The organism is Leeia oryzae DSM 17879 (genome assembly GCF_000376945.1).
GTDB lineage: Bacteria > Pseudomonadota > Gammaproteobacteria > Burkholderiales > Leeiaceae > Leeia > Leeia oryzae.
Genome location: NZ_AQXU01000021.1, coordinates 127,346 through 152,442 on the forward strand (window position 1 = coordinate 127,346; position 25,097 = coordinate 152,442).

The following is a 25,097-nucleotide window of genomic DNA, read 5'->3' on the forward strand; positions in this document are numbered from 1 at the left end:
CTGCTGGCCCATGAATCATGAGTAAAACCCATCGTTATCTGGAGATTTCTGCCCATCTGAGCCAGCAAATCCAGTTAGGTCACCTGACACCTGGCAGCAAAGCCCCTTCGTTGCGGGACATTGCCCGGCAATATCAGGTCAGCCTGGGGACGGCCATGCAAACCTATGAGCATCTGGAAAAGCTGGGGGTACTGCGTAGCGAGCCCAAACGCGGTTTTTTTGTGACTCGCCTGAGCACGCCGCGCTTGCCGACCAAAACCCGCCAGACAGTTGCCGCACCCCAAACCGTCAAACTCCGTTCCCTGGCACAAGATCTGCTGTCTACGGCGGACGTGAACACCACTTATTCATTCGGCACCGCCTTGCTGCACCCGGCCTGGCAGCCGGTGGCCGGTCTGGAAAAAACCATTCGGGCAGTCATGAAGTCGGCAGAAGGCATGCTTGGCCAGTATATCCCCAGTCCCGGCTATTCCCCATTACGGCAAGCCATTGCCATGCAGGCATTTGAATGGGGCGGCAACATCCACGCCGATGAAGTGCTGATTACCGCCGGGGCAACCGATGCCCTGCAGCTGTGCCTGAAAGCGGTGGTACCGCCCGGTGGGGTGGTAGCAACGGAATCACCCGCCTATTTCGGCTTGCTGCAGATACTGGAAAACATGGGGCTGAAGGCGCTGGAAATCCCCGCGGACCCGATGCGCGGCATGGATCTGGGTGCACTGGAAATGGCGCTGGCGACCCACCAGATCGCTGCGATAGTGGTCACCCCCAACCATAACAATCCGTTCGGCAGTAGCATGTCCGATGCAGACAAGGTACGCCTGCTCCGCATTGCCAGCCAGCACCTGACACCGGTCATCGAAGATGACGTCTATGGCGATTTGCATTATGGGCCAGCACGGCCAAAGCCGCTGCGCTATTTCGACGAGGCGGACCAGACGCTGTACTGCTCGTCATTCTCCAAAACCACGGCTCCCGGTTACCGGGTTGGCTGGTGCCTGCCTGGGCAATACCAGGCACGGGTGCAGCAGTTGCAAATCGAGAACAGCATTGCGGTCAGCAGTCTGCCTCAGGTAGTCCTGGCCCGGTTTCTGGCCAATGGCGAGTTTGCGCGTCACCTGGACATTACCCGGGCACGTCTGGCCAGCCAGTGCACCCCGCTGATCGACTACATGACCCGTGTCTTTCCGGCCGGCACGCGCATCAGCCAGCCGGTGGGCGGTTATACCTTCTGGATCGAATTGCCGGGACTGATCTCGGCCATGGATGTCTACCATGCCGCCAGACGCATCGGCATTCTGGTGACACCCGGAGATGTGTTTTCCTCCAGCGACCGCTTCAGGCATTGCCTCCGCCTGAGTTGCGGCCAGGTATTCGGGCCCGAGATGAAAGCGGCATTGGCACAACTGGGAGAGATTACTCACCAGTTGCAGTACGCTGGCGGTTCATGAACCGTCGGGATCAGGCCACCTGATCTGACTGGTCACTGCCCGCTGTGGTCTGTGCAAAAATCCGTGCGCACAGCCAATACAAATAGAACTATCGTTCTATATTGTGTTAATATTTTCAGATCATCATGCCACACAGAATGCCGACCGATGACCACACTGTCTTTGGCTGCCGCCCGCGCCTTGCATCTTGCAGCGCAAGGCCTGCAAACCCCGCTCCGTCGCAAAGCGCGCAAGGCCGATGTCCTGGCTGCGATTCGCCAGATGGCCTTGCTACAGATTGATACCATCAGTGTGGTGGCACGCAGCCCGTATCTGGTGTTATGGAGCCGTCTGGGGCATTACGATGCCGCTTGGCTGGACCAATGTCTGGCCGAAGGACAGCTGTTTGAATACTGGGCGCATGAAGCCTGTTTCCTGCCGATTGAAGACTATGTGCTGATGCGCCACCGGATGATCGACCCGCATCAACTGGGCTGGAAGTATTCGCACAAATGGATGCAGATGCATGGCGATGTGGTGGAGCGCGTGCGCTTGCATATCCGGCAGCACGGCGCAGTGCGCTCTGCAGACTTTGAGCGCAAGGATGGCCAGTCTGGCGGCTGGTGGGACTGGAAACCGGAAAAGCGCGCGCTGGAAGTCATGTTTGCGGCCGGGGAACTGATGGTCGCCAAGCGCCACAACTTTCAGCGGATTTATGACTTGCAAACCCGCGTGCTGCCCGCTTGGGATGATCAGCGCGATCTGCTGCCTACCCAGGATTGCCACCGACAGATGGTCCTGAACGCCGTCAAAGCGCTTGGCATTGCCCAGGCCAGCTGGGTGGCAGATTACTACCGCATGGGCAAACTGGATGCGGCCATTCACCCGGAAACCCTTGCCAGACAAGGGCTGCTGCTCACGGCCCGTGTGGCCGGTTTTGACCAGCCAATGTACATTCATCCGGACCATGCCGGCTTGCTGGAACAAGCTGCGCCAGGCAAGCTGAAATCCACCGTCACCCGTTTGCTGTCCCCGTTCGACCCGGTCGTCTGGGATCGTAAGCGCGCCTTGTCTTTGTTTGGTTTTGATTACCGGCTGGAGTGCTACACGCCCGCCCCTAAACGCCAGTTCGGTTATTTTGTGTTACCGATCTTGCGCCGGGGAGAACTGGTTGGCCGGCTGGATGCCAAGGCGCACCGCCAGCAGGGCATTATGGAGATTAAGACGCTCTACCTGCAAGAAGGCGTACGGATCAGCCAAGCGCTGACCAACGATGTCGCGGATGCCCTGCAGCAGTTTGCCGACTGGCACGGCACGCCCCAAGTGCAGTTCAGCGGCAAACAGCACAGCGGCTTCATCGATGGTCTGCGTACCCGCTTGTCGGCGTAGCGTCCGCTGGCTGACCGCTGACCAGTTACCCCTGCTTCAGGGCCAACCGCAGCCCGGTGGCTTCCAGACATCCTTTGGCCAACATACCGGCGACCAGACCCCAGAACGGCGCACCAAAGCCGAGGAACGTCATGCCGGATGCGGTAACGACAAAGGTGATCAGTGCACTTTCGCGGCGCTGCTCATGGCCCATGGCAGTGGCCAACCCGGTCATGAGGGCGCCCAGCAATGCCAGACCGGCAATGGTCGCCACCAGTGCCTTTGGCAAGGCGGCAAACAAGAGCACCAGCGTACCGCCGCACAACCCGATCAGCACATACGCCAGACCGGCTACCAGACCGGCAATGTAACGCTTGTCGGCGTGCTCGTGCGCATCGCGCCCGGTGCAGATGGCAGCGGTAATGGCAGCCAGATTGATGCCATGCGCACCAAAGGGGGCCAGGCAGACGCTGGCCAGCGACGTTGCAATCACCATCGGTTTTGCCGGGGTATCAAACGCCGCCTGGCGCATGACGGCAATGCCGGGTACAAACTGGCCACTCATGGTCACCAGCGCCAGTGGCAGCCCAAGACTGATCATGGCTTGCAGCGACCCCTCCGGTGTGGTCCAGACGGGCCGTACCAGGCTTGGCTGCAGCACGTCTCGCAGCAAGTCGGCATGCAGCAGCCCCATGGCAGCGGCAATCAGGATGCCTGACAGCAGGGTCAGCGGAATGGCGTAGCGCGGCAGTGCTTTACGCAGTACCAGAAAGATCAGGAACATGGGCAGCACCAGCATGGGCGCGCCTTTGAGCCCCAGGAACACTTCGGCAACAAACCGGAACAGGATGCCGGCCAGCATGGCGGCGGCAATCTCCTTGGGAATCCAGTGCATCAGCCTGTCGAACCCGCCAGACCAGCCGAGCAGCAAAATGAGCAGACCGGCAAACATGAATGCACCAATGGCCTGTGGATAACTGACCGTTCCCAGCGTAGTCAGCAGTAGAGCAGCCCCTGGGGTAGACCAAGCGGTAATGACCGGTGCCTTGAAACGGTAGCTGAGCCAGAGACCGGACAGGCCGCTGCCCAGTGAAATGGCCCATACCCAGGAAGCCATCTGGCCGGTGCTGAGTCCGGCGGCATTCCCCGCCTGAAACACGATCAAGGCAGGACCTGCATAAGAAATCATCACGGCAATCAGGCCGGCGACGACGGCAGAAACGGAAATGTCTTTTAACATGGATACCCTTCCCTGTTGGATGGCGGATGGGGACAGGTCTGGTGTGTACGTTCGCCAACGCCAGGGCAAATACCTCATGGATACCAATACCTGTCAGCCCGTTTGCATATTAAAAGGGCTCAGCGGCGAGAGACAGGAACAGATCCGGCATGCGGGGTGGTACAGATGGTGAAAATCCACCATAACTACATGTATTTGCATGATTTTTAACCAACAGGGTTGACCTGGCACGGGCAAGCAAGCTAGCCTGATGTCCTTTATGCCATTCAGGAAGTTCCGTGTCATTTTTACAGCGTTATCGCCTTGCCCTGATTGTCAGCATGCTGATGCTGTTTGGCTTTGGTTTGCGAACCTACGTGGTGTATGTCAATACCCGGGACATCATTCGCAATAACATCATCGAGCAAGGCTTGCCACTGACCGGCGATACCATTTACTCCGAGATCAACAAGGATATTCTGCGGCCGGTGTTTATCTCGTCGCTGATGGCACATGACACCTTTGTGAAAGACTGGATGATCAACGGCGAAAAAGATCCCCGGCAGATCGCGCGCTATCTGCACGAGGTCAAAAGCAAATACAACACTGTCAGCAGCTTTCTGGTCTCGGACAAAAGCCGGAAATATTACTTTGGCGAAGGCATCCTCAAGCAGGTAAACGAAAACGACAAGCACGATATCTGGTATTTCCAGGCGCGCCAGATGCGCTCGGATTTCAGAATCGACGTGGATACGGACGAAGCCAACAAAGGCGCCCTGACTGTCTTTATCAACTACCGCCTGAAGAACGAGAAGGGTGAATTTCTGGGCATTACCGGCGTTGGCCTGAAACTGGATACGATTGCCGCGTTCATCCAGCAGTACGAAGCCAGATTCAGCCGCACTATTTATTTTGCCGACAAGCACGGCAAGATCATTCTGGGCAGCCGGAATCATCAAATGCCTTGGTCATCGCTGAACGATATTCCAGGGATGTCGCCGCTGGTACCGCACATTCTGTCTTCCGACAGCAAACAGCCCAAGCATTTTGAATACCAGAATGGCAAGCAGCACCTGCTGCTGAATACCCGCTACATTCCGGACCTGGGCTGGTATTTGCTGGTGGAGCAGGATGAATCGGCACCGCTGGCCAAAGTCACCAAAGACCTGATCGTGCAGTCCGTGATCTACCTGCCCATCTTGTTGCTGGTACTCCTTGCCATGGTGGTGGCCATTCAGCAAAACCAGAAAGCCCTCAAGCAGCAGGCAGCAACAGACCCGCTCACCGGCTGCCTGAACCGGCATGCCTTTCTGGAAATGATTCCGGCCTGGGTCAGCAAGCTGCATCGCAAGGACATTCATACCCAGGTGCTGCTGCTGGATATTGATCACTTCAAACACATCAACGATGCATTTGGTCACCTGACCGGCGACGAGCTGCTGGTCAACATTGCCGCGCGACTAAAATCGGCCTTGCAGCAGAACGAATTGCTGGTGCGCTGGGGTGGCGAAGAATTTTTGATGTTCCTGCAACGGGAAGACACGCTGTCCCATGTGGGAGAGCGCTTCCGGAGCTTGCTTTCCGATACGGTGTTTGAAGCCGGCGGCAAATCGTTGCCGATCTCGGCCAGTATCGGGGCCACCAGCTGGTCACCGGCTGAGCCTGCCGACCATGTCATTGCCAGAGCGGATCAGGCACTGTATACGGCCAAAAACAAGGGGCGCAACCGGGTCGAGATTGCATCCGCCGCTGATGCGCTGAAACCCGCCGCCAGCCAGCCGCAAAAGAACCTGATGCCGATGGAGTAAGCCTGCGGCCAGGCTGGTTTTGCCATCGGCAGCAACAGTAGTAGTTGCTGGCGCGTGATGGTCTGGCACACCAGCCCATCACGCTACCGGCTCAAGCGGTTTACCCCGCAAACGGCGCAACATCGCCGGGCTTGCGCAGCATTTTATTGACTTCGTCCAGGTGCAGTTCTTCTTGTACGATCATTTCACGCGCGTACTCTTCCAGCAGCACCGACTCGCCTTCGGCAATTTTTAGCAGGTCATAATAGCCTTTGAGCGCATTTTTCTCATGCGCCAGGCTCTCCCGCAAGATATCGCCAATATCATGCTTTTCGGTTTCCAGCAGCGAACCGATTTTTAACGAGGGATGACCGCCCAGCAAGGTCACCAATTCCCCAGCCTTGTGGGCATGGTCCAGGCTTTCCTGCGCATTGCCTTTTAGCCATGACACGATGGGGATGCGGGTATAACCGAATACCATCAGCGAATAATGGGTATAGCGCACCACGCCTGCCAGTTCTGTTTCCATGATCCGGTTGAGCGCCTTGATGGCGGACTGCTGCTTTTTCTCATTCATGTGCGGAACTCCTTATGCCTGGATATCAAGATTGCCTGCTTGCCCTCACTGCGGTACCTGCTTGTCCATTCTTTTGTGTATCGATGGCATCTGCTATGTAAGCCATTACCAAGACGTCTGGTTCCATGGCAGCCAGGGAGCTGTTCGCACCCCAGCCAGAAAACCAAGACCCGTTTACCGGCCCGGCTGCCATTCCGGATAGGCAGGCAGATCGTCATACGCCAGCCAGGGGACGTCATGGGATGTCCAGATATGCTGCACGGGCAGCATGCCGGGGTCTTCATCCAGAGTTGCTACGCGGACGATCATGAAAGGCTGGGCTTCGCGTTCGGCCACCAGCTGGGAGCCGCACACCGAACAGAAATGCCGCTTTTTGCCCGGGGATGATTCGTAGGACGAGAGGCGATCTTGCCCCTGTAGCCAGCGGAAATGCTCACGCAAGACACCTGCCGTCGTGGCAAACGCGGCCGAGTGTGCCTTGCGGCAGGTCTGACAGTGGCAATGGCCTATCGGCCGGTCTATGCTGTCGATTTCATACACCACGGCGCCACACAGGCAACTTCCTTTCATGAGGATTCCTTTCAGGGATGTCGGGCAGGCATGTCAGCCAAATGGTTTACATCTGCCCATGCGTAACAAAATCGGGGGATGGCACCACCACCGGGTGGTGACCAGACATCGTCGCTAACGGCCTGAGCACCAAGGGCTTGGTAAAACGCCAGCGCCTGCGCATTGGACTGCAACACCCATAAATGCAGCCCCGGATGCGTGGCGTTATCCATACACCAGCGGGCGGTGTGCAATAACAATTGTTTGCCAATGCCGGTGCGATGCAGGTCTGGATCAACATGCAGGTTATCCAGTAACGACCCCCAGTGCGGATGCCGGTCTGCCTGTACGTAAGAAAACCCTTGTAACTGGCCATTCGCCTCTGCCAGCAGACACAGGCTGGTCGGGTCTGCTACTTGCAGGCGGGCTTGCCAGACCTGCTGCCGATGCTGTTCGAGGTCGCCTGCCAGATACGCCTCGCTCAAGGCGCCACGGTAGGCATGACGCCAGCTGCGGGCGTGCAACTGCGCAATGGCGGGAATATCCTGGCGACTGGCCTGGCGGACAGACATGGGGCAGAAACCTCTCTGGCGTGACAGCACAATTAGCTGTTTACACCTTACCCCAATCATGTATAAATGCAATATCCAGAATGCATGATCTGCCGGTCGGCGCATGGCAGAGCCCCTTATTACTCAGGAGTCAGCATGGAAGTCTTGGTAAAACACGGTCATGGCAAGTTGCAACAACAGATTATGGTGGGGAAACACACCCTGATTTCGGACGTACCGGAAGCCGCAGGCGGTGAAGATGCCGGGCCGGAACCGCATGACCTGCTGGCCGCTGCGCTGGGCAGTTGCACGGCACTGACGGTAACCATGTATGCCCGGCGCAAGGGCTGGGACTTGCAGGATATTGAAGTCCAGATCAGTCAGACCCAGCTTGGCGGTACCCACATGTTTACCCGGCAGATCCGTTATGTCGGCAATTTGTCGGACGATGAAAAAGCGCGCCTGACGGAAATTGCCAACAAGTGTCCGGTTCACAAAACGCTGTCCGGCACGATACAGATCGTTACGGAAGCAAATTAAGACCCAGACGGGTGGCCAATTGCTGTTTGATGGCAGGCCATTCGTCATCCAGAATGCTGTAAACCACCGAATCGCGCTTGCGGCCGTCGGGCATGATGCGTTCGTTACGCAGTATGCCTTCCTGCGTGGCACCCAGCCGCAGGATGGCCCGCCGGGAAGCCTCGTTCAGGACATCGGTGGTGAGCTGTACCCGCACACACTGCATGCGCTCAAAGGCATGTTGCAGCATCAGGTATTTAGTTTCGGTATTGGCAAATGTCCGTTGCCAGCTGGCGGCTAGCCAGGTTCCGCCGATTTCCAGCCTGCGATGGTGCGGACTGATCTGCCAGAAGCGGGTGGTACCGATGACCTGGCCACTGGTTTGCAAGACAATGGCAAACGGCATGACGCTACCGCTATCCCGGCCTTGCAGGGCTTTTCCGATATAGGCCGCTACCGTGTCGGCAGACGGTACCTCGGTGACGTTCAGTTGCCATAACGCCCCATCGCTGGCGGCACGTACCAGATCGGCCGCATCGGTCATCTGCAGCGGGCGGAGTCGGATGCGCGTACCGCACAGCATGTCTTCCTGTTGCGTCATGATGGAGTATCCGGTCAAAACCACAGCATAACGGCCAGCCGCTGGTTATGCCAATAAAATATTCAGGCCGGCGCCAGCATGGCAGATGACCGGACAGGTACCAAGGCCAGCCACAGCGCCGTTCCGGCAATTATTGCCCCGCCCAGCCAGCCGCTGATCCCCAGATGCTCCCCCAAGGCGATGGTCGCAAACAGTGCGCCCCACAACGGCTCGCTACCCAGCAGCACCGCCACATGACTGGGACTGCTAGTGGCCAGGGCGTGGTTCATGGCAAAGAACGCCAGGATGGTACACCCCATGACCAGATAGACGATGGCGCCCCAAAACGCGGGCGCGGCTGGCAAAGCGGGTAACCCTGTACCCGTCATGGCCAAGCCCAGCGCCCCGACAGCCACGACCATCGCCTGTACGGTCGTCAGTCCCAGCATGTCCATGTGTTTGCCTTCGGTTTGGCGTCGGATCAGGCATCCCTGGCAGGCGCGCAGCAAGGCGGCCACCAGCATCAGCATGTCTCCCCGGTTCAGCGCACCGGTAGCCGCGCGGGTGAGCAGCCACGTCCCCAGTAACGACAGGGAGGCCCCGATCCAGAAACGGCCTGCGGGACGTTTGCCCAGCCAGAGCCATTCGACCGGTGGCGTCAGTAACAGGCACAGGCTGATCAGAAAGGCGGCGTTTCCGGCACTGGTCAGCGACACACCGGCGGTCTCGCTCAGAAAAATCAGCAACAAGACAAGACCTGTCGGCACGCCGGCGCGCAGGGTCAGTAGCTGTTGATGCCTGCCCAGCCGAAGCCAGCGGGGCAAGAGCAGCAAAACGGTCAAGCCAAAACGGAGCGCAATCAGGCCGGCCACCGGATAATAGGCCAGCGCAGACTTGGCAACGCCATAACTGGTACCCCAGATCATGGCACTCAACAGTAGCAAGGCATCCGCCTTGCTCAGACGTGGCAACATGGGTGAGTCTCCTTGCGATCGCAACGGTATCAACAGGCAGGCGAGAGGTGAAACGGGTCAGGCTTTATCCAGCCACTGGCGAATCTGGTCGATACCCGCCGTGGCCCCGCCACAGACAATGAACAGGACTTTCCGATACGAGTCCAGCACGGCAGATTGCTCATACGCCAGCGCCAAGGCGGCCCCGCACGCGGGTTCAACCAGCACCCGCTGGTCAGACAGAAACTGCTCGCATGCCTGCAAGGCGGCTTTGTCAGATACCACCCGGCTGATGACCGGACGGGTTTGTGCCCATTGAAAGGCTTGCTGGCAAACCTGCCGTGCCCCCAGTGACGTTGCGACCGAGCTAATCGCAGGTAGCGTCACCCGCTCGCCCGCCTCGACTGCCGCATGGAAAGACGCCGCACCGACGGTTTCGACCGCAATCAGCGGGACGCTATCCCATCCCTGACGCTGCATGCCCTCAGCCACGCCGCTCAACAGCCCGCCACCGCCCACGGCAACTACCACCGCATCCGGGCGCAGCCCTTGCTGTGCTACTTCGTCGATCATGCTGGCGTGTCCCTGCCAGAGCAGCGGGTCGTCAAACGGATGGATGAATGCCGTCTGCTCGTCTATCAGTGAAAGCGCTTTCTGGTTGGCTTCGTGCCAGCCGGGACCATGCACCATCACCGTTGCGTCATAGTCGCGCAATAGACGGATCGCCCGCTCGGTCGTGGTCTCCGGTACCACCACGGTCACCGGCAACCCCAGTTGCTGGCCGGCATACGCCACGGCCAGTCCGGCATTGCCTCCAGACGAGGTCAGCAGTTTTTGGGCACCACGGGCAGCGTAGGCCTCGCAGGCCGCCCCCACTCCACGGATCTTGAACGAACCGGGCGGTTGCAATGCTTCCATCTTGAGCCAGATGTCACGCCCGTTACGGGCACTCAGGATGGCGGACTGGATCAACGGGGTGGCAATATGAAGTGGCATGGGCGCTCTGGTCAGTCGTTGCAGAAATCATCACGGTGTTTGTCACTATATATTAGTGACAGAAAAGTGATAATCTCATGTATTGACAAAACATCTATGCACTATACGCACAAATAGGACCGCATGCGCACCCCACAAGACATCAGTCATCATCTGTCCGAACTGGCCTTGCTGGTCAGCGTGGTCGAGGCCGGCTCGTTCAGCGAAGCTGCGCGCCAGAACGGGCTGAGCCCGTCGGCGGTGAGCCGGCAGATCGGCAGGCTGGAACGCCTGCTGGAGGTACGCCTGTTTGAGCGCAGCACCCGGCAGCTGCGCCTCACAGACAGCGGGCAGGATATCTGCCGGCACGCCAAGCAAATGCTGAGCGCCGCCCGTGCCGCTGCCGATAGTGCCAAGCGGCACGCCACCACCATCGAAGGCCGGGTACGGCTGTCTGCCCCCAAAGCCATGTCGCTGCAACTGGTCCACCCGCACCTGCCGGCCTTGCTGGCCGAGTATCTCGGTCTGGATCTGGAGTTGCTGGTTAGCGATCAGCCTGTCGACCTGATTTCTGGCGGGGTGGACATCGCCATTCGCCTGGGCGACCCGCCCGTGGGCGTGGTGGCTCGTCCGCTGATGGAGCTGCGCACCTTGTTGTGTGCCTCGCCTGAGTATCTGGCCCGCCATGGCACCCCGACGCATCCGGAACAACTCCTTCGCCACAGCTGCCTGCATCTGGGCGAAGCTCCGGACGATGACGTCTGGAGTTTTCAGTCGCTCACCGGCCATGTCGCCGGCCGGGTCTCGGTTCAGATTCGCGGCCGCTACGCGTCTAACCATAGCGAAATCCGCCGCGATGCCGCGTTGCGCGGCCTGGGCATCGCCTGCCTGCCCGACTTTACCGTCACCCGGATGCTGGCCGACAAACGCCTGGTCCAGGTTTTGCCAGACTGGCGGCTGCTGGGGCGCTATCAGGGAACGGTCTGGCTGATTTACAGCGCAGACCGCTACCGGACGCCGCGCGTCAAACTGATGGTCGATGTCTTGTTAAAACATATTGGTGGCAAACCGGTGATCTGAGGCCGGTTACGGTGTCTGGCCGGCTTGCCAGGTAATGCCGTTAGGGCCCGCGCCAACCGGATAGGTGGCCACCACCTGCAGGCTAGTCGCATCAATGACTGACAACGTGCCGGCATCCATATTCGTCACCAGCACATAGGCGCCCTGATCTGCCAGCGCAACCCCATGCGCACCTTTACCGGTTGTCACCGTCACTTTTACCTGCTGCGTGGCCGGGTCGATCACCGACACGGTGTCATTCGGTCTGGCCTTGTTGCCCTGGTTCGCGACAAATACCTGCCGGTTATCGGGCGATGCCTGCATTTGTACCGGAACATGGCCGACCGGAATGCGTGCCACCAGCTTGCGTGTCCGGGTGTCGATCACCCCCAGCGCATCTTCACCACTCAGCGAGACATACACCCGCTTGCCATCCGGCGAAAACCCGACCTGTACCGGCGCCCTGCCAACCGGAATGCGGGCAACCTCCGTGAGGCTCGCCACCGAGATGACGGACACACTGTTGTCTTGCATGTTCGCCACAAACAGCTGGTCCCCCGCCGGACTCAGGCGCAGACCATGCGGGTAAGCACCCGTTGGAATGCGCCCTGTCTGTTTGCGGGAGGCCAGGTCATAGACCAGTACCGCATTGGCAGCAGAATCGGTGACAAAGGCGCGTTGGCCGGACAGGTCCGTGACCACATGGGCCGGATGGTTACCGGCCGGCAGCACAAAGGCCGGTGCCCCCATCTGCCCGGTCTGGAACACCTGCAGCTGGCCCATACCGGCCATCCCGGCGTGCATGCCTGTGGCAGGCGGCATGCCAACGGCCAGCAGCCATTGCCCGTCTGGTGATATCTGCACGTTATGGGGGGCAATCGTCAGCGATATCTGCTTTACTTGCCCGGTCGCCAGTGCCACCTGACTAATGGTGGCATCACGCTCGTTGGCGGTATAGGCGGTGCCGGATGGGGCGGCCAGCAGCGAACTGCCAGCGATGCCGAGCATCAGGCCGATGGATTTCATTATCTTCAACATGTCGTTCTCCGTATGCATGCAAACCGGCCAGCAGCGCTTCACTGCCAGCCAGGGGTGTGGGTGGCCAGGGCCTTGGCTCAGGGTTTTACGCCGTACGACCGGTAAACCTGCACTTTGCCGCCACCCTGTACCAGCAACACATCAAACGGCATGTGACGCCCGCCATAGGCAGGCCCATCCATGCCCGGAGAACCGACTGGCATGCCGGGCACCGCCAGCCCGATGGCCGCCGGTTTCTCACGGAGCAGGCGCTGAATCTCGGTCACCGGCACATGTCCTTCCAGGGCATAACCGCCAACCTGTGCGGTATGGCAAGACCCGAGCGAATCCGGTATACCTAACTGGCGGCGCTTGTCAGCGTTACCGGTTTCATGCAGTTGCACGCGGAACCCGGCCCGGGTCAGGGTGGCAACCCAGTCCTTGCAACAGCCGCAAGCGGGGGATTTCCAGACGTCCACGGTCAGAGGGGATGGCATGGCCCAGGCCACCGGCAGCGAGCACGCCAGCGCGGCCAACAGCCAGGTACGGCGGGATGGATTCAACACAGCGGCAGGCACCGCTACAGATTGTTTTAATGCGTTCATGATGTTTGCTTTCACACAGCAGATGAGGATATTGGCCTCTGTCTGGTCCATCGGCGTTCGTCACCCGGCAGGTGATAACAGCAAGACCGACAGCGCCACGAAAACTCAGGCGAGAAACGGTGTGAAGCGTTTGGGCGGGTGTTCCGGGGTATCCGGCGAGATAACGGGTAGCGTGCGTGGCAGATAACCGCTATGGACAGTTGCATGCACCAAGGCGGGCATGGTCAGGCTTGCCGCCAGCAGGGCCACGGGGAGACAGCAAGGTGCATGCTGAGAACAATCGATATCTGCCTTGGCATGCGGTGCGGCACAATGCGTATCGCTGTTGGCCGGTTTCATCTGCGGCATCGGCATGTCATGACAGGGCGCTGCGACCGGCATGGTCTGCACCATCGGTGAAGGAACGGGGGATGACCCGGTTGCAGCCGAAATAGCCGCTATGCCTTGTAACGGCAACACAAGGGCCAGCAGACACAGCAGCAGGAATCGGTACACGGTGGTTTTCACCCCGCTTTTATAGCATAAACCGGGGTAAAGCAGGGCAGGCTAACACCCTTTTTCTGAAACCGTTGATGCAGAACAAGCTTTTTCATCGGTCAGGATCAAACGTCGCCATGCTCCGGCAGGTAACGGGTAATCTGCCCGGTCTTGCCGTCTCTCCGGCCGGCATGCAAGGCCAGCTCAGCCCGGCGCAGCAGTTCCAGCGCGTTCGGCGTTTCAACGAGGAAGTCGGAATAACACAGGCCGATACTGACGGTAATGTCGATCAACGCATCTGCTACCAGGCAAGGCAGTGCCGTCACGGCCCAGGTCAGCCGCTCGATGAGCGGTGTCAGATGGGCTTCATCCGCTTCGGGCAGGATCACCAGAAACTGGGATTCCCGATAGCGGCCGATGGTATCAAAGGCACGCATCACGGATTTAAGGTTGCGTACCAGATCCAGATGCGCGGCATCCCTTGCGCCGCTACCGTGTTCTGCCACGATCTTGTCCATGCCATCAATCTCGATCAGCAGCAGGGCAAGCGGCTTTTTGATCCGGTAAGAACGCGACACCTCGCGCTTGAGCATGTCGGTAACGGCATCATAACGCCAGATGTTCAGCATCGGGTCCAGCATCTGGTTACGCCGGCTTTCATCCAGCTCATCGAGCATCGCACGCTGCGATTCGCTCAGTTCTCGTCCCAGAAAAATCAGTTCGATCCAGTGCCCGAGGTCTTCCAGCGCTTTGCGATCATCCGGCGTAAACGTGCGTGGCGCATGGTCGATCAGGCACAAGGTCCCGATCAGAAAACCTTCCGGATTCCGCAGCGGCCGACCGGCATAGAAAATCACATGCGGCGGCCCCAGCACCAGCGGGTTGTCCGCAAAACGCTCGTCTTGCAGCGCATTTTCGATCACGAACAGTTCGTTTTTCAGGATGGCATGGCCACAAAACGACACGTCACGTCCGGTTTCCCGCACCGGCAGACCGATACAGGACTTGAACCATTGCCGGTTTTCGTCAATCAGAGAGATCAGCACCACCGGTACATTGAACATCCGCTGTGCCGTGCGCGTCACCCGGTCGAAGGCTTCTTCATCGGGCGTGGACAGCATCAGCATCCGGCGCAAAGAGGCAATGCGCTCGGGTTCGTTGACGGGTATCGGGGCAGGTAGCATCAAATCTCGCTTGTCGGTGAATAGGGTCTCACTTTAGACAGTTAGTCCCCGACAATCAACCTCCATCTTCCCACCGGCCATAAAAAAACCCGGTGCTGCGCGAACAGCACCGGGAGCTGCTGACAAAATGCAACTAACGAGGGAGACTTTGGCTTACTTTTTCAGTTTCTGGTTACGCAGTACGCACAACAGGTCCTGGGCGATATGGGCCGCAGAAATGGCGGTGATTTCGCTCTGGTCGTAGGCCGGAGCGACTTCCACCACATCCATGCCGATCAGGTTGACGGGCTCCATGCCGCGAATGATCTGCAACGCCTGCGCCGAACTCAGGCCACCCGATACGGGGGTACCGGTGCCAGGGGCAAACGCCGGGTCCAGACAGTCGATGTCAAACGTCAGGTAGGTCGGGTGATTGCCGACAATCTGGTAAACCTTGTCCAGCACGGCTTTGGGGCCGTTATCGTGCACCCATTGCGCATCCAGCACATTCACGCCCATGAAGTCATCATTCCAGGTACGGATGCCGATCTGTACCGAGCGTTTCGGGTCGATCAGGCCGTCCTTGATGGCCTTGTAGAACATGGAGCCGTGGTTCAGGCTGTCCGGTGCATCATCTGCCCAGGTATCGCAATGGGCATCAAAGTGGATCAGGCTGAGCGGCGCACCGTATTTTTCGGCATGTGCTTTCAGTAGCGGATAGGTGATGTAGTGATCACCGCCAAAAGTCAGCATCTTGGCATCGCTTTGCAAGATGGTGCGGGCGTGTTCCACAATCGCGTTCTTGATGGTCAGCGGGTTGTGGGCATCAAACCAGCAATCGCCGTAGTCGATCACGGCCAGGTGCTCAAACACGTCGAACCCCCATGGGTATGGCTTGAGCTCGGACAACTGTACGCTGGCCGCACGGATGGCGGCCGGCCCCAGGCGCGCGCCCGGGCGGAAAGTAGTGGCCAGATCCAGCGGCACGCCACTGATCACCACGTCGGCGCCGGTCAGGTCACGGGTATATTTGCGACGCATGAAGCTCAGCACGCCGGCGTAGGTGTTTTCGATGGAATTGCCGTACAGGCTCTGGCGACGGATGGCGCCATCACCATACAGGGGTTCGTTCATGGTCAGTTCTGTTGCGCTCATGATGCTCTCTCAATTAATGCGGGGGTTACCCGTGTCACATCCATGTTTTGGCAGCCGATGAGAAAAAGCTGCGGCAGGCACAGGGCCTGCCCGAAACCGGTTTAGGCCGTTATCCGGCTTATTTGCCGCTCTTGAACTGATAAAACAGAGCCTGGCGACGCAGCTGGTACTCTTTGGGTGCGGCGGCAGACAGCGCCAGCTGTTTGATCGACTCTTGCGGCAAGTAGATTTTCGGGTCTGACTTGATCTCCGGGCTGACCAGTGCGGTAGCCGCACCATTGGGGTTCACGAAGTACAGGTTATTGGTAATCTCTGCCGCCACGTCCGGACGCAGCATATAGTTGATGAACGCATGGGCATTCTCCGGATGGGTCGCATCTTTCGGGATGGCCATCATGTCCATCCAGGCAGGGGTATGCTGCGGGGGCAGCAGATAAGTCACCGTATCCTTGCTGCCGGCTTCCTTGGCGCGCTTGCGGGCGGTAAAGGCGTCGCCCGAGTACGCCATGGCCACGCAGACATCCCCCCCGGCCAGAATATCAATCGGGGTCGAGTTGAATACCCGCACGCTGGCGCGTGCCGGCTGGATCGCTTTCATGGCGGATTCCAGTGCCGCTTTGTCAAACTTGCCCCCACTGACCTGCTGATACGCCAGCGCCACGTTGGCGACATCGGTCGCGGCATCCAGATAACTGATGCCGCATTTTTTCAGCTTGCTGGTGTATTTGACGTCAAACAGCAGCGACAAAGGATTGGCCGGCATCGGTTCGCCCCCCAGTGCTTTCTTCACCGCCTCCGGGCGAATCGCCACCCCGACCGTACCCCATACATAAGGCACGCCAAATTTGTTGCCCGGGTCTACGTCGGCCGCTTTGGCCATCAGGTTACCGTCCAGGTTACGGTAGTTGGGCAGCTTTTTGCGGTCCAGCGGCTGGTACAGCCCGGCCACAATCTGCTTGCTGATGAATTCGGATGCGGGAAACACCATGTCGTAACCGCTATGACCGGTCAGCAGCTTGGCCTGCAACACCTCGTTGCTGTCGAACTTGTCGTACACCACCTTGATGCCGGTTTCCTTGGTAAAACGCGACAAGGTCTCCGGGGCAAAATAATCCGACCAGGCAAACAGGTTCAGTACCGGCTCTTCCTTGGCCAGCACCGACAGCGACAGCACCAGGGCGCCAGCCCCTACCACACAACGACGTAGCAACATTTTCTCTCTCCATGAACACGCATCGACACAGAAAAGCAGTCAGTTCCCGCCGGTAGATAGAAGGCATACTAATAAACGCTTCCATCTGACAATAACTGCTTCTGTGACCAGACGATTCAAACCATTCAAATCGCCTTGATTCCATGGCTGAAAATGTACACCGCTGGTGATACACGCGGCAATTAGCTACACTACAGGGGATATTATCAATTCTAATACCACGATGAGACGCCATCTACCGCTCAACAACCTGCAGACGTTTGAAGCCGCCGCCCGCCTGAAAAGCTTTTCCCGCGCGGCGGACGAACTGTCGCTGACGCAATCGGCCATTAGCCAGCAGATTCTGAAACTGGAGAATTATGTAGGTCAGGCGCTGTTTGTGCGGACAGGCAGCGGCGTAGAACTCTCGGCCGCCGGCGAGCTGCTGTTTGCCTCGGTCAGTACCTCATTGCAAGGACTGGCCCGCGGGCTGGATCGCATCGAACCATACCGTGACCCGGAGTCGGTCATCATCAACCTGCCGGCCGATGTTGCCCATGGCTGGCTGATCCCGCGGCTGCCCGCACTGCGGCAGATCCTGCCGACGCAGGAAGTCTGGCTGACCACTACCGAAAACATGCGCGAGATCGACCGCATTGACGTGGATATCGTTATCTCCCGTCGTCCCATCCATACCGCAGACGTCGATTGCACGGCCCTGCTGGAAGACAGCGATATCGCGGTGTGCAGCCCCAAACGGGCAGAAACGATTGGCCGGCTGGGGTACCCGAGCATTCTGGAAAAAGCGCCGCTGCTGTTTCACGAGCATGACCCGTCCTGGGGCGGGTTGTTGGCCACCGGCTTATCCCCCAATTACCGGCGCGGCTACACCGCAGACGATGCCCGGGTATTGCTGGATGCCGTGATTCAGGATGCCGGCATTGCCTACCTCTCCAGTATCCTGTGCGCACAGGCACTGCAAAACGGTCAGGTCGTCCGGCTACCGCAAATCCCTGGCAAATCCCGCCCCCGCCTGTGGCTGATACGCTCACGGCTGGAACCCAGAACCCCGTTCGTCAATACCGTGTTCGACTGGTTACAGCAAGTCGCCCGCTAGCCTTTTGGTCTTTTGGTGGAAGGCGCACACTGACATCCACCACATCAAACAGCACAGATGTCTCTTTTCGTCCCCTACACGACCATAACGCGCATTTTATATAGGCAATCGACACGATAAGATTTGCCCAACTCAACCCGTCAAGGTCATCCCATGAACATCATCCGTAGCAACACCTTTACCGCCAACCGAGCCTGGGGCGCGCTGGACATTGCCAACATGGGTGGCGTGACCACCCGGCTGCACTGGACAGACCAGCCGTACCAATGGCACGTCAACGATGGCGAAGAAGTCTTTGTGGTACTGGATGGCGAAGTCGACATGCACTACAAGGAAGCGGGCGAAGTCCGGCTGGCAACCTTACGCCCCGGGGACATCTTTTTTGCGGATACCGGATGCGAACATGTGGCTCACCCCAAGGGGGAGGCCCGCATTCTGGTCATCGAAAAAGAAGGAAGTATCTGAACACGACACCGGTTTTGCAAGGGCTAACCACCACCCCCTTCAAAACCGGTTAATCCGGCAACAGGCTTATGCCTGATTGTCCCATCCGGCCTGCTGCAACACCACGCGATAGCCATCCGGGTCGGCAAACGTCCGGCCATGCACATCCCAGTAAGGGTTTAGCGACGCCACCTGGGCAAACCCCGCCCCCAGCATCGCCGCGCAAGCGGCCGACCACGCCGCCAAATCCGGTAGATAAAACACCAGCAAATCTTCCGCTGTTGGCGTTGGTGCCACCGGATGCGTGCGGCAATAGGTAAACTCAAAGTGATACGTCCCGCCCGGGTGGCCCAGCATCACGCCATCAAAGCCGTCATGGTCCTCAAACTGGCCCACCAACTGTAGCCCGAGCCCGTCCATATACATGCGGCAAGCACGCGCCAGATCACTCACGGGTCGCGCCACGCGCAAGTGCATGGCAGCGGTATTCGTTTTGATTGCAGTCACTATACAGCACCTTCCCTCGCGCGACACACCCTGCACATCATCTGATGCATCATCACCCTGCAGCCCTACCGATACCGGCCGGCATAGGGTGGATGGAGCGCAGCGATATCGACCAAATCCCCTGCCAACCTACCCTCAATGCGCCGCTTCCCAGTTCTCGCCCACGCCCACTTCGGCCAGTAGCGGCACCCGCAGTTGGGCCACGCCGGCCATCAGCTCGGGCAGGCGGACTTTCACCAGGTCGATCTCGGCATCCGGTACCTCCAGCACCAGTTCATCGTGCACCTGCATCACCAGTTTGCTGCCCAGCTTTTCGTCGGTAATCCATTTGTCCACGGCAATCATCGCCAGCTTGATCAGGTCGGCGGCGGTGCCTTGCATGGGGGCGTTAATCGCGGCACGTTCTGCACCCTGGCGGCGCATCGGGTTGGCGGCCTTGATTTCCGGCAGCCACAGGCGGCGGCCAAACACGGTCTCGACATAGCCCTGATCCTTGGCAGCGTGGCGGGTACGCTCCATGTAATCCTTCACGCCCGGATAGCGCTGGAAGTAACGCTCGATAAAGCCTTGCGCCGTCGCGCGGTCAATCTCCAGCTGCGATGCCAGGCCAAAGGCCGACATACCGTAAATCAAGCCGAAGTTGATGGTCTTGGCATAGCGGCGCTGGTCACTGGTGACGTCCGCCGGTGCCACGCCAAACACTTCGGATGCCGTGGCCCGGTGCACGTCCAGCCCCTCGGAGAACGCCCGCAACAGACCCGCGTCTTCGGACAAGTGCGCCATGATGCGCAGTTCGATCTGCGAGTAATCTGCGCTGACCAGATGATGCCCCGCCGGTGCAATAAAGGCCTCACGGATGCGGCGCCCTTCGGTGGTGCGTACCGGGATGTTCTGCAGGTTAGGTTCGTTACTGGACAAGCGCCCGGTTACCGCCACCGCCTGCGCGTAGTTGGTATGCACGCGGCCAGTTGTCTGGTTCACCATCAACGGCAGCTTGTCGGTGTAGGTAGATTTCAGTTTGCTTAGCGTGCGATTTTCCAGCAGCAGTTTGGGCAGCGGGTAATCCAGCGCCAGCTTTTGCAGCACTTCTTCGTCGGTCGAAAAACCACCGCTGGCGGTTTTTTTCACGTCCTTGGTCGGAATACCCAGTTTGGTAAACAGGATTTCCTGCAACTGCTTGGGCGAGTTCAGGTTAAACGGCTGGCCCGCCAGGGCGTAAGCTTGCTGCTCCAGCTCCAGCAGGCGTGCGCCCAGCTCGTGGCTCTGGCGGGCGAGCTTGCTGCTATCCAGTAATACGCCGTTACGTTCGATACGGCAGAGGATGTCTGCCACCGGCAGCTCCAGCTCGCGGTACACGTAATCCAGCTGCTTCTCGGCGGCCAGCTTGGGCTGGAAGTGCTGCACCAGCCGCAAGGTGATGTCGGCATCTTCAGCCGCGTAGTTGGTGGCATCGTCGATGCTCACCTGGGTAAACGGAATCTGCTTGGCGCCCTTGCCGCACAGTTCTTCGTACTTGATGGTGGTTTCATCCAGGTATTTGGCCGCCAGATCGTCCATGTTGTGCGGCTCATAGCTGGTCAGCACGTAGGACTGCAACATGCTGTCTTCCGCCACCCCGGCCAGATGAATGCCGTAATTGGCAAAAATGTGGCGGTCGTATTTCAGGTTCTGGCCGGCCTTGGGGTACTGCGCGCCTTCCAGCCACGGGCGCAGGGTATCCAGCACGTGTTGCAGCGGCAATTGCGCCGGGGCGCCGGGGTAATCGTGCCCCAGCGGCAGGTAGGCCGCTTCATAAGGGGTCACAGACAAAGAGATACCCACGATCTGTGCCGTCATGCCGTCCAGCCCCGTGGTTTCGGTATCCACGGCGGTCAGGCGGGCCGTTGTGATTTTTTGCAGCCAGTGTTGCAGCTGGGCCTCGGTCAGGATGGTCTCGTACCGGCGTTCTTTGGGGGCTTCCGGCACGGCAGCGGCCACTGGCGCACTGCTGCCGAACAGGTCGGCGGTTTCGCCAACCTCCCCTTGCGGCACCACGGCGGTCGGGCTTCCGTCCATCACCGCGCCCGCTTCTTCCAGCTCGCGGCTCCAGGTTTTAAAGTCACACTGGCGGAACAACCCCAGCAGGGTGTTTTTCTCGACCGGTTTGTTTTCCAGCTCCGGCCAGTCGTGTTGCAGGGGGACATCGCACTTGATGGTGATCAGCTGGCGGCCCATCGGTAGCCAGTCCAGTGCATCGCGCAGGTTTTGCCCGACCACGCCGCCGATTTCATCGGCCCGCGCCATGATGGTGGCCAGGTCACCAAACTCGGTCAGCCACTTGACGGCCGTTTTCGGGCCGCACTTGGTCACGCCGGGCACGTTATCCACGGTGTCGCCAATCAGGGTCAGATAATCAATGATGCGGTCTGGCGGCACGCCGAACTTGGCCAGCACGCCCGCTTCGTCAAGCACCTCGTTGGTCATGGTATTGACCAGCCGCACGTGCTGGTCCACCAGCTGGGCCATGTCCTTGTCACCGGTCGACACGATGACTTCCATGCCCAGGGCCGCACCCTTACGGGCCAGGGTGCCGATCACGTCATCGGCTTCTACGCCGTCTTCCATCAGCAGCGGAAAGCCCATGGCACGGATAATGTCGTGCAGAGGCTCGATCTGCGGGCGCAAATCGTCCGGCATTGGCGGGCGGTGTGCCTTATACTGGGGGTAGAGGTCATCGCGGAAAGTCTTGCCTTTTGCGTCAAACACGCAAACGCTATAATCGGCCGGGTAATCTTTCTGCAAGCGGCGCAGCATGTTCACCACCCCGTAGATGGCCCCGGTAGGCTGACCGGTTTTGGATCGCAAGTCCGGCATGGCATGAAATGCCCGGTACAAATAAGACGAACCATCCACCAATACCAGCTTTTTCATAAATCGCTTACTTTCCGGCCCGGCAACGCACCCGGCCTAATAACAATGACAGCAGGAACAACCTGCATAAGGAGCACACCATGAGTTTACAGGACAAGTTGCCCAAGGTGATCGACCCCGCAGCACAACAAAAGGCCTACACCGCCAAAGAATCCTGGCGCCTGATGGAAATCATCTCCGAATTCGTCGATGGCATCGAGAACATGACCCGGGTCCTGCCCGCGGTCAGCATTTTCGGCTCTGCCCGCACCAAGCCGGACAGTCCGTCCTACAAGCTGGCAGAAGACATTGCTCGTCGCCTGTCCGACATGGGCTTTTCCGTCATCTCCGGCGGCGGCCCCGGTATCATGGAAGCGGCTAACAAGGGCGCCTTCTGCGGTGCTTCGCCCTCTATCGGCCTCAATATTCTATTGCCTCACGAGCAAAGTGGTAACCCTTATCAGGACGTGAGCATCAATTTTAAATTTTTCTTTGCCCGCAAGGTGATGTTTGTCAAATACGCCACCGCGTACGTGGTCATGCCGGGCGGCTTTGGCACGCTCGACGAACTCTCCGAAGCCCTGACCCTGATCCAGACCGGCAAGGCCAAAAAGATCCCGGTCATCCTGGTTGGCAGCGAATTCTGGAAAGGTCTGGTAAACTGGTTTCAGGATACGCTGGTTTCTGAACACATGATCAACCCGGAAGACATGAACCTGATTCACGTCACCGATGATCCGCAAGAAGTCGTCGAACTCATTTTCAACCATTACGAATCGCGCAGCCGGAGCCTCAACCTGGCAGAGCGTGCTTCGACATTCTCTTTATGAACTCACTCAAGCCCATTATACTTGCAGCACTTTTTGTTTTCGCTACTGGGGTGCAGGCAAAATCTGCCCCGATCCTACCGCCTGGTGCGCCGGCCCTGCCGGACGTACCCCCACCCGAGCTGACGGTAGATGTAACGGACGAGCCGGCCATTGTGTCAGAACGCAATGGCGACCTGCTGCAGGAAAAATTCATCCGCCGTGGCAAGGTGTACCTGATCAAGGTCACGCCAGACAAAGGCAAGCCATACTATATGGCCGATGAAGAGGGTAACGGGCAGTTTGTCCGCAAAGACGAGCTAGACCCCAATATGTGGAAACCAACCTGGCTAACCAAGCCTCAGTGAGCTTTTTATGTCTGTTTTTACACCGGTCTCCGAGGCAGAACTGTCTGCCTGGCTAGCCCAGTACGAACTTGGCGATCTGGCCAGCCTGCAAGGCATTCTGGCGGGTATCGACAATACCAACTTTTTTGTCACCACCACGGGTAGCGACAAAGGCCACTACGCCGGCCAGACCCGCTTTGTCCTGACCCTGTTCGAGAACCTCAAGGCCGAACAGCTGCCCTACAACCTGGAGCTGATGGAACACCTGGCCAACGCCGGCCTGCCAGCGCCCGCCCCCATCCGTAACCGTGACGGCATCTATCTGGGCGAGCTGAACGGCAAACCCGCGTCACTGGTCACCCGGCTGAAAGGCGACTGGTCCGACAACCCGAGCATTGCCCGTTGCGCCGCCGTGGGCGAGCTGTTGGCCAAAATGCACGTCACCGGCCAAAGCTACCCGATGAAACGCGAAAATACCCATGGCAATGCCTGGCGCATCCGCACCGCCATCGCCGTGTCGCGCTTCCTCACCACCGAAGAACTCGGCCTGATGGAAACCGAAGTCGCCCTGCAAGCCACCTTCGACCGCAGCCATTTGCCAGTGGGCGCCATTCATGCCGACCTGTTCCGCGACAACGTCTTGTTTGATGCAGACGAAATCGGCGGCGTGATCGACTTTTACTTTGCCTGCACCGATACCCTGATGTACGACGTGGCCATTACCGTCAATGACTGGTGCCTGGGCAGCGATTACCAGCTGGACCCGGCGCGCCTGCATGCGTTCATCAGCCACTATCAGGCCGTGCGTCCGTTCACGCCGGAAGAGAAAGACGCCTGGGGCATGATGTTGCGTGCCGCCGCCTTGCGCTTCTGGCTGTCCCGCCTGTATGACTACTTCCTGCCGCGCCCTGCCGAGCTGAACCAGCCCAAAGACCCGCGCCACTTCCACCGCATCCTGGCCCGTCACGCCCAAGGCACCCCAGCCTTGCCCGGCGCGTAAGCCAACGGAGCATTCACGGTGACGCTCGCCGCAGAACTGGAAAATCACCGCACCTATCTGTACCGTTACGCCCTCTTGCAACTGCGCGACCCGCAGCAGGCAGAGGACGTAACGCAAGATACCCTGCTGGCCGGGCTGGAGCAGCTGGATCGTTTTGAAGGCAAATCCAGCATCAAGACCTGGCTGACCGGCATTCTCAAGTTCAAGATCATCGACGTCATTCGCGCCAAACAGAAAGAACCGCAAGCTATCCCGCCAGATCAGGATGACGACACCGGCCTCGGCCCGCTGGAAGAACTGTTTGACGACCGTGGCCACTGGGCCGCCCCGGGCGTATCCGAATGGGCTAAGCCCGAACAGGCCATGAACAACACCCAGTTCTGGCAGCTGTTCGAACTCTGTCTGCAAAAGCTCCCGCTCAAGACCGCTCAAGCCTTCATGATGCGCGAAATCATGGGCCTGGATTTGCCGGAGATTTGTAAGGAACTGGACGTCAGCGCGACTAATGGATCAGTACTGCTCTACCGCGCACGTATGGGGCTACGAACCTGCCTGACCGAAAAATGGTTTAACGGAGAAACCCCATGACCCCGATGAGAAGCTGCCGCCGCGCCACCCAGCTGCTCTCCATCCGCCGCGACCGTCCGCTGGTGATGAGTGAAAGGGTCTGGCTGCGTATCCATCTGGCGGTGTGCATCCACTGCCGCCGCTTCAGCCAGCAGATAGACCTGATCAGTGACATGATGCGCAACCTGCCGGATAAATAAGCCCGTCACACCCACGATACAAAAGAAAATGCCCGTCAAATGAT

The 25,097-nt window shown here is 58.9% G+C and carries 27 protein-coding genes; 12 read left to right on the top strand and 15 right to left on the bottom strand.

Features of this window, described 5'->3' with window-relative positions; genetic code table 11:
* Positions 1 to 17 precede the first annotated feature (17 nt).
* Entirely contained in the window at positions 18 to 1,451 is a 1,434-nt protein-coding gene (locus F552_RS0108120; RefSeq protein WP_018151236.1) for an aminotransferase-like domain-containing protein, read from the top strand.
* Between the two features lie 147 nt (positions 1,452 to 1,598).
* A complete protein-coding gene (locus tag F552_RS0108125) occupies positions 1,599 to 2,819 on the top strand; it encodes a winged helix-turn-helix domain-containing protein (RefSeq protein ID WP_018151237.1) in 1,221 nt (406 codons plus the stop codon).
* Positions 2,820 to 2,844: 25 nt separating this feature from the next.
* On the opposite strand, the gene F552_RS0108130 is transcribed toward F552_RS0108125, so the two are convergent.
* Positions 2,845 to 4,038 (bottom strand): benzoate/H(+) symporter BenE family transporter, encoded by a 1,194-nt coding sequence (locus F552_RS0108130; RefSeq protein ID WP_018151238.1) that lies wholly within the window; start codon positions 4,036 to 4,038, stop codon positions 2,845 to 2,847.
* A gap of 278 nt (positions 4,039 to 4,316) precedes the next feature.
* Between F552_RS0108130 and F552_RS18795 the strand changes: the two genes are divergently transcribed.
* Positions 4,317 to 5,825 carry a sensor domain-containing diguanylate cyclase gene (locus F552_RS18795; RefSeq protein ID WP_018151240.1) on the top strand — a complete coding sequence of 503 codons (1,509 nt, stop codon included), beginning with the start codon at positions 4,317 to 4,319 and terminating at the stop codon, positions 5,823 to 5,825.
* Positions 5,826 to 5,925: 100 nt separating this feature from the next.
* On the opposite strand, the gene F552_RS0108140 is transcribed toward F552_RS18795, so the two are convergent.
* The 3 genes from F552_RS0108140 to F552_RS18800 form a co-directional block, all read right to left on the bottom strand.
* Positions 5,926 to 6,381: a ferritin-like domain-containing protein gene (locus F552_RS0108140; RefSeq protein WP_018151241.1), complete on the bottom strand. Its 456-nt coding sequence runs from the start codon at positions 6,379 to 6,381 to the stop codon at positions 5,926 to 5,928.
* 174 nt (positions 6,382 to 6,555) lie between these two features.
* Entirely contained in the window at positions 6,556 to 6,951 is a 396-nt protein-coding gene (locus F552_RS0108145; protein WP_018151242.1) for a GFA family protein, read from the bottom strand.
* 11 nt (positions 6,952 to 6,962) lie between these two features.
* Complete coding sequence (locus F552_RS18800; protein ID WP_018151243.1) at positions 6,963 to 7,502, bottom strand: GNAT family N-acetyltransferase; 540 nt, start codon at positions 7,500 to 7,502, stop codon at positions 6,963 to 6,965.
* Positions 7,503 to 7,637: 135 nt separating this feature from the next.
* Between F552_RS18800 and F552_RS0108155 the strand changes: the two genes are divergently transcribed.
* Positions 7,638 to 8,021: an OsmC family protein gene (locus tag F552_RS0108155; RefSeq protein ID WP_018151244.1), complete on the top strand. Its 384-nt coding sequence runs from the start codon at positions 7,638 to 7,640 to the stop codon at positions 8,019 to 8,021.
* Here the strand turns inward: F552_RS0108155 and F552_RS0108160 are convergent.
* From F552_RS0108160 to F552_RS0108170, 3 genes are all read right to left on the bottom strand, one after another.
* Positions 8,005 to 8,601, bottom strand: a complete 597-nt coding sequence (locus tag F552_RS0108160; RefSeq protein WP_018151245.1) for a GNAT family N-acetyltransferase — start codon at positions 8,599 to 8,601, stop codon at positions 8,005 to 8,007. The two genes, F552_RS0108155 and F552_RS0108160, sit on opposite strands and share 17 nt — an antisense overlap.
* A gap of 62 nt (positions 8,602 to 8,663) precedes the next feature.
* Positions 8,664 to 9,554: a DMT family transporter gene (locus F552_RS0108165; RefSeq protein ID WP_018151246.1), complete on the bottom strand. Its 891-nt coding sequence runs from the start codon at positions 9,552 to 9,554 to the stop codon at positions 8,664 to 8,666.
* 57 nt (positions 9,555 to 9,611) lie between these two features.
* Positions 9,612 to 10,529 carry a pyridoxal-phosphate dependent enzyme gene (locus tag F552_RS0108170; protein WP_018151247.1) on the bottom strand — a complete coding sequence of 306 codons (918 nt, stop codon included), beginning with the start codon at positions 10,527 to 10,529 and terminating at the stop codon, positions 9,612 to 9,614.
* Positions 10,530 to 10,652: 123 nt separating this feature from the next.
* On the opposite strand from F552_RS0108170, the gene F552_RS0108175 reads away from it, so the two are divergent.
* Positions 10,653 to 11,588: a LysR family transcriptional regulator gene (locus F552_RS0108175; RefSeq protein WP_018151248.1), complete on the top strand. Its 936-nt coding sequence runs from the start codon at positions 10,653 to 10,655 to the stop codon at positions 11,586 to 11,588.
* 6 nt (positions 11,589 to 11,594) lie between these two features.
* Here the strand turns inward: F552_RS0108175 and F552_RS0108180 are convergent, their stop codons facing one another.
* The 6 genes from F552_RS0108180 to F552_RS0108205 form a co-directional block, all read right to left on the bottom strand.
* On the bottom strand, positions 11,595 to 12,605 hold the full coding sequence (locus F552_RS0108180; RefSeq protein WP_026182517.1) for a YncE family protein: 1,011 nt from the start codon (positions 12,603 to 12,605) through the stop codon (positions 11,595 to 11,597).
* Positions 12,606 to 12,682: 77 nt separating this feature from the next.
* Positions 12,683 to 13,189 carry a DUF411 domain-containing protein gene (locus F552_RS0108185; RefSeq protein WP_051078283.1) on the bottom strand — a complete coding sequence of 169 codons (507 nt, stop codon included), beginning with the start codon at positions 13,187 to 13,189 and terminating at the stop codon, positions 12,683 to 12,685.
* Between the two features lie 105 nt (positions 13,190 to 13,294).
* A complete protein-coding gene (locus tag F552_RS0108190; protein ID WP_026182519.1) occupies positions 13,295 to 13,696 on the bottom strand; it encodes a hypothetical protein in 402 nt (133 codons plus the stop codon).
* 95 nt (positions 13,697 to 13,791) lie between these two features.
* Complete coding sequence (locus tag F552_RS18805; RefSeq protein ID WP_018151252.1) at positions 13,792 to 14,850, bottom strand: sensor domain-containing diguanylate cyclase; 1,059 nt, start codon at positions 14,848 to 14,850, stop codon at positions 13,792 to 13,794.
* A 153-nt stretch (positions 14,851 to 15,003) separates the two neighbouring features.
* Entirely contained in the window at positions 15,004 to 15,984 is a 981-nt protein-coding gene (gene speB / locus F552_RS0108200; RefSeq protein ID WP_018151253.1) for an agmatinase, read from the bottom strand.
* A 118-nt stretch (positions 15,985 to 16,102) separates the two neighbouring features.
* Positions 16,103 to 17,197, bottom strand: a complete 1,095-nt coding sequence (locus tag F552_RS0108205; protein ID WP_018151254.1) for an extracellular solute-binding protein — start codon at positions 17,195 to 17,197, stop codon at positions 16,103 to 16,105.
* A gap of 223 nt (positions 17,198 to 17,420) precedes the next feature.
* On the opposite strand from F552_RS0108205, the gene F552_RS18810 reads away from it, so the two are divergent.
* Positions 17,421 to 18,293: a LysR family transcriptional regulator gene (locus F552_RS18810; RefSeq protein ID WP_018151255.1), complete on the top strand. Its 873-nt coding sequence runs from the start codon at positions 17,421 to 17,423 to the stop codon at positions 18,291 to 18,293.
* A 153-nt stretch (positions 18,294 to 18,446) separates the two neighbouring features.
* A complete protein-coding gene (locus F552_RS0108215; RefSeq protein WP_018151256.1) occupies positions 18,447 to 18,758 on the top strand; it encodes a cupin domain-containing protein in 312 nt (103 codons plus the stop codon).
* A gap of 66 nt (positions 18,759 to 18,824) precedes the next feature.
* Here the strand turns inward: F552_RS0108215 and F552_RS0108220 are convergent, their stop codons facing one another.
* Both F552_RS0108220 and polA read right to left on the bottom strand, forming a co-directional pair.
* On the bottom strand, positions 18,825 to 19,244 hold the full coding sequence (locus F552_RS0108220; RefSeq protein ID WP_018151257.1) for a VOC family protein: 420 nt from the start codon (positions 19,242 to 19,244) through the stop codon (positions 18,825 to 18,827).
* 135 nt (positions 19,245 to 19,379) lie between these two features.
* The gene (gene polA, locus F552_RS0108225) at positions 19,380 to 22,154 is read right to left on the bottom strand and encodes a DNA polymerase I (protein ID WP_018151258.1); all 2,775 of its coding nucleotides are present in this window, start codon (positions 22,152 to 22,154) and stop codon (positions 19,380 to 19,382) included.
* Between the two features lie 80 nt (positions 22,155 to 22,234).
* On the opposite strand from polA, the gene F552_RS0108230 reads away from it, so the two are divergent.
* The 5 genes from F552_RS0108230 to F552_RS18820 are packed head-to-tail and all read left to right on the top strand — an operon-like array spanning position 22,235 to position 25,053.
* Positions 22,235 to 22,963, top strand: a complete 729-nt coding sequence (locus F552_RS0108230) for an LOG family protein (RefSeq protein ID WP_018151259.1) — start codon at positions 22,235 to 22,237, stop codon at positions 22,961 to 22,963.
* Between the two features lie 50 nt (positions 22,964 to 23,013).
* Positions 23,014 to 23,307, top strand: coding sequence for a DUF2782 domain-containing protein (locus tag F552_RS18815; protein ID WP_169333583.1), 294 nt, complete (start codon positions 23,014 to 23,016; stop codon positions 23,305 to 23,307).
* A 7-nt stretch (positions 23,308 to 23,314) separates the two neighbouring features.
* Positions 23,315 to 24,286 carry a homoserine kinase gene (locus tag F552_RS0108240; RefSeq protein ID WP_018151261.1) on the top strand — a complete coding sequence of 324 codons (972 nt, stop codon included), beginning with the start codon at positions 23,315 to 23,317 and terminating at the stop codon, positions 24,284 to 24,286.
* Positions 24,287 to 24,304: 18 nt separating this feature from the next.
* Positions 24,305 to 24,874 (top strand): sigma-70 family RNA polymerase sigma factor, encoded by a 570-nt coding sequence (locus F552_RS0108245; protein ID WP_018151262.1) that lies wholly within the window; start codon positions 24,305 to 24,307, stop codon positions 24,872 to 24,874.
* Positions 24,871 to 25,053: an anti-sigma factor family protein gene (locus F552_RS18820; protein ID WP_018151263.1), complete on the top strand. Its 183-nt coding sequence runs from the start codon at positions 24,871 to 24,873 to the stop codon at positions 25,051 to 25,053. Before F552_RS0108245 ends, F552_RS18820 begins: the two co-directional genes overlap by 4 nt.
* The last annotated feature ends 44 nt before the right edge of the window (positions 25,054 to 25,097 follow it).

Excerpts from the sequence above, each read along its gene's own strand:
- F552_RS0108180 (WP_026182517.1), bottom strand. The coding sequence starts at position 12,605 with ATGTTGAAGATAATGAAATCCATCGGCCTGATGCTCGGCATCGCTGGC.
- F552_RS0108130 (WP_018151238.1), bottom strand. The coding sequence starts at position 4,038 with ATGTTAAAAGACATTTCCGTTTCTGCCGTCGTCGCCGGCCTGATTGCC.
- F552_RS0108140 (WP_018151241.1), bottom strand. The coding sequence starts at position 6,381 with ATGAATGAGAAAAAGCAGCAGTCCGCCATCAAGGCGCTCAACCGGATC.
- F552_RS0108125 (WP_018151237.1), top strand. The coding sequence starts at position 1,599 with ATGACCACACTGTCTTTGGCTGCCGCCCGCGCCTTGCATCTTGCAGCG.
- F552_RS18805 (WP_018151252.1), bottom strand. The coding sequence starts at position 14,850 with ATGCTACCTGCCCCGATACCCGTCAACGAACCCGAGCGCATTGCCTCT.
- F552_RS0108120 (WP_018151236.1), top strand. The coding sequence starts at position 18 with ATGAGTAAAACCCATCGTTATCTGGAGATTTCTGCCCATCTGAGCCAG.
- F552_RS0108155 (WP_018151244.1), top strand. The coding sequence starts at position 7,638 with ATGGAAGTCTTGGTAAAACACGGTCATGGCAAGTTGCAACAACAGATT.
- F552_RS0108165 (WP_018151246.1), bottom strand. The coding sequence starts at position 9,554 with ATGTTGCCACGTCTGAGCAAGGCGGATGCCTTGCTACTGTTGAGTGCC.
- speB (WP_018151253.1), bottom strand. The coding sequence starts at position 15,984 with ATGAGCGCAACAGAACTGACCATGAACGAACCCCTGTATGGTGATGGC.
- F552_RS18800 (WP_018151243.1), bottom strand. The coding sequence starts at position 7,502 with ATGTCTGTCCGCCAGGCCAGTCGCCAGGATATTCCCGCCATTGCGCAG.
- F552_RS0108240 (WP_018151261.1), top strand. The coding sequence starts at position 23,315 with ATGTCTGTTTTTACACCGGTCTCCGAGGCAGAACTGTCTGCCTGGCTA.
- F552_RS18810 (WP_018151255.1), top strand. The coding sequence starts at position 17,421 with ATGAGACGCCATCTACCGCTCAACAACCTGCAGACGTTTGAAGCCGCC.
- F552_RS18820 (WP_018151263.1), top strand. The coding sequence starts at position 24,871 with ATGACCCCGATGAGAAGCTGCCGCCGCGCCACCCAGCTGCTCTCCATC.
- F552_RS0108185 (WP_051078283.1), bottom strand. The coding sequence starts at position 13,189 with ATGAACGCATTAAAACAATCTGTAGCGGTGCCTGCCGCTGTGTTGAAT.
- F552_RS0108175 (WP_018151248.1), top strand. The coding sequence starts at position 10,653 with ATGCGCACCCCACAAGACATCAGTCATCATCTGTCCGAACTGGCCTTG.
- F552_RS0108230 (WP_018151259.1), top strand. The coding sequence starts at position 22,235 with ATGAGTTTACAGGACAAGTTGCCCAAGGTGATCGACCCCGCAGCACAA.
- F552_RS0108160 (WP_018151245.1), bottom strand. The coding sequence starts at position 8,601 with ATGACGCAACAGGAAGACATGCTGTGCGGTACGCGCATCCGACTCCGC.
- F552_RS0108170 (WP_018151247.1), bottom strand. The coding sequence starts at position 10,529 with ATGCCACTTCATATTGCCACCCCGTTGATCCAGTCCGCCATCCTGAGT.
- F552_RS0108145 (WP_018151242.1), bottom strand. The coding sequence starts at position 6,951 with ATGAAAGGAAGTTGCCTGTGTGGCGCCGTGGTGTATGAAATCGACAGC.
- F552_RS0108215 (WP_018151256.1), top strand. The coding sequence starts at position 18,447 with ATGAACATCATCCGTAGCAACACCTTTACCGCCAACCGAGCCTGGGGC.
- polA (WP_018151258.1), bottom strand. The coding sequence starts at position 22,154 with ATGAAAAAGCTGGTATTGGTGGATGGTTCGTCTTATTTGTACCGGGCA.
- F552_RS0108205 (WP_018151254.1), bottom strand. The coding sequence starts at position 17,197 with ATGTTGCTACGTCGTTGTGTGGTAGGGGCTGGCGCCCTGGTGCTGTCG.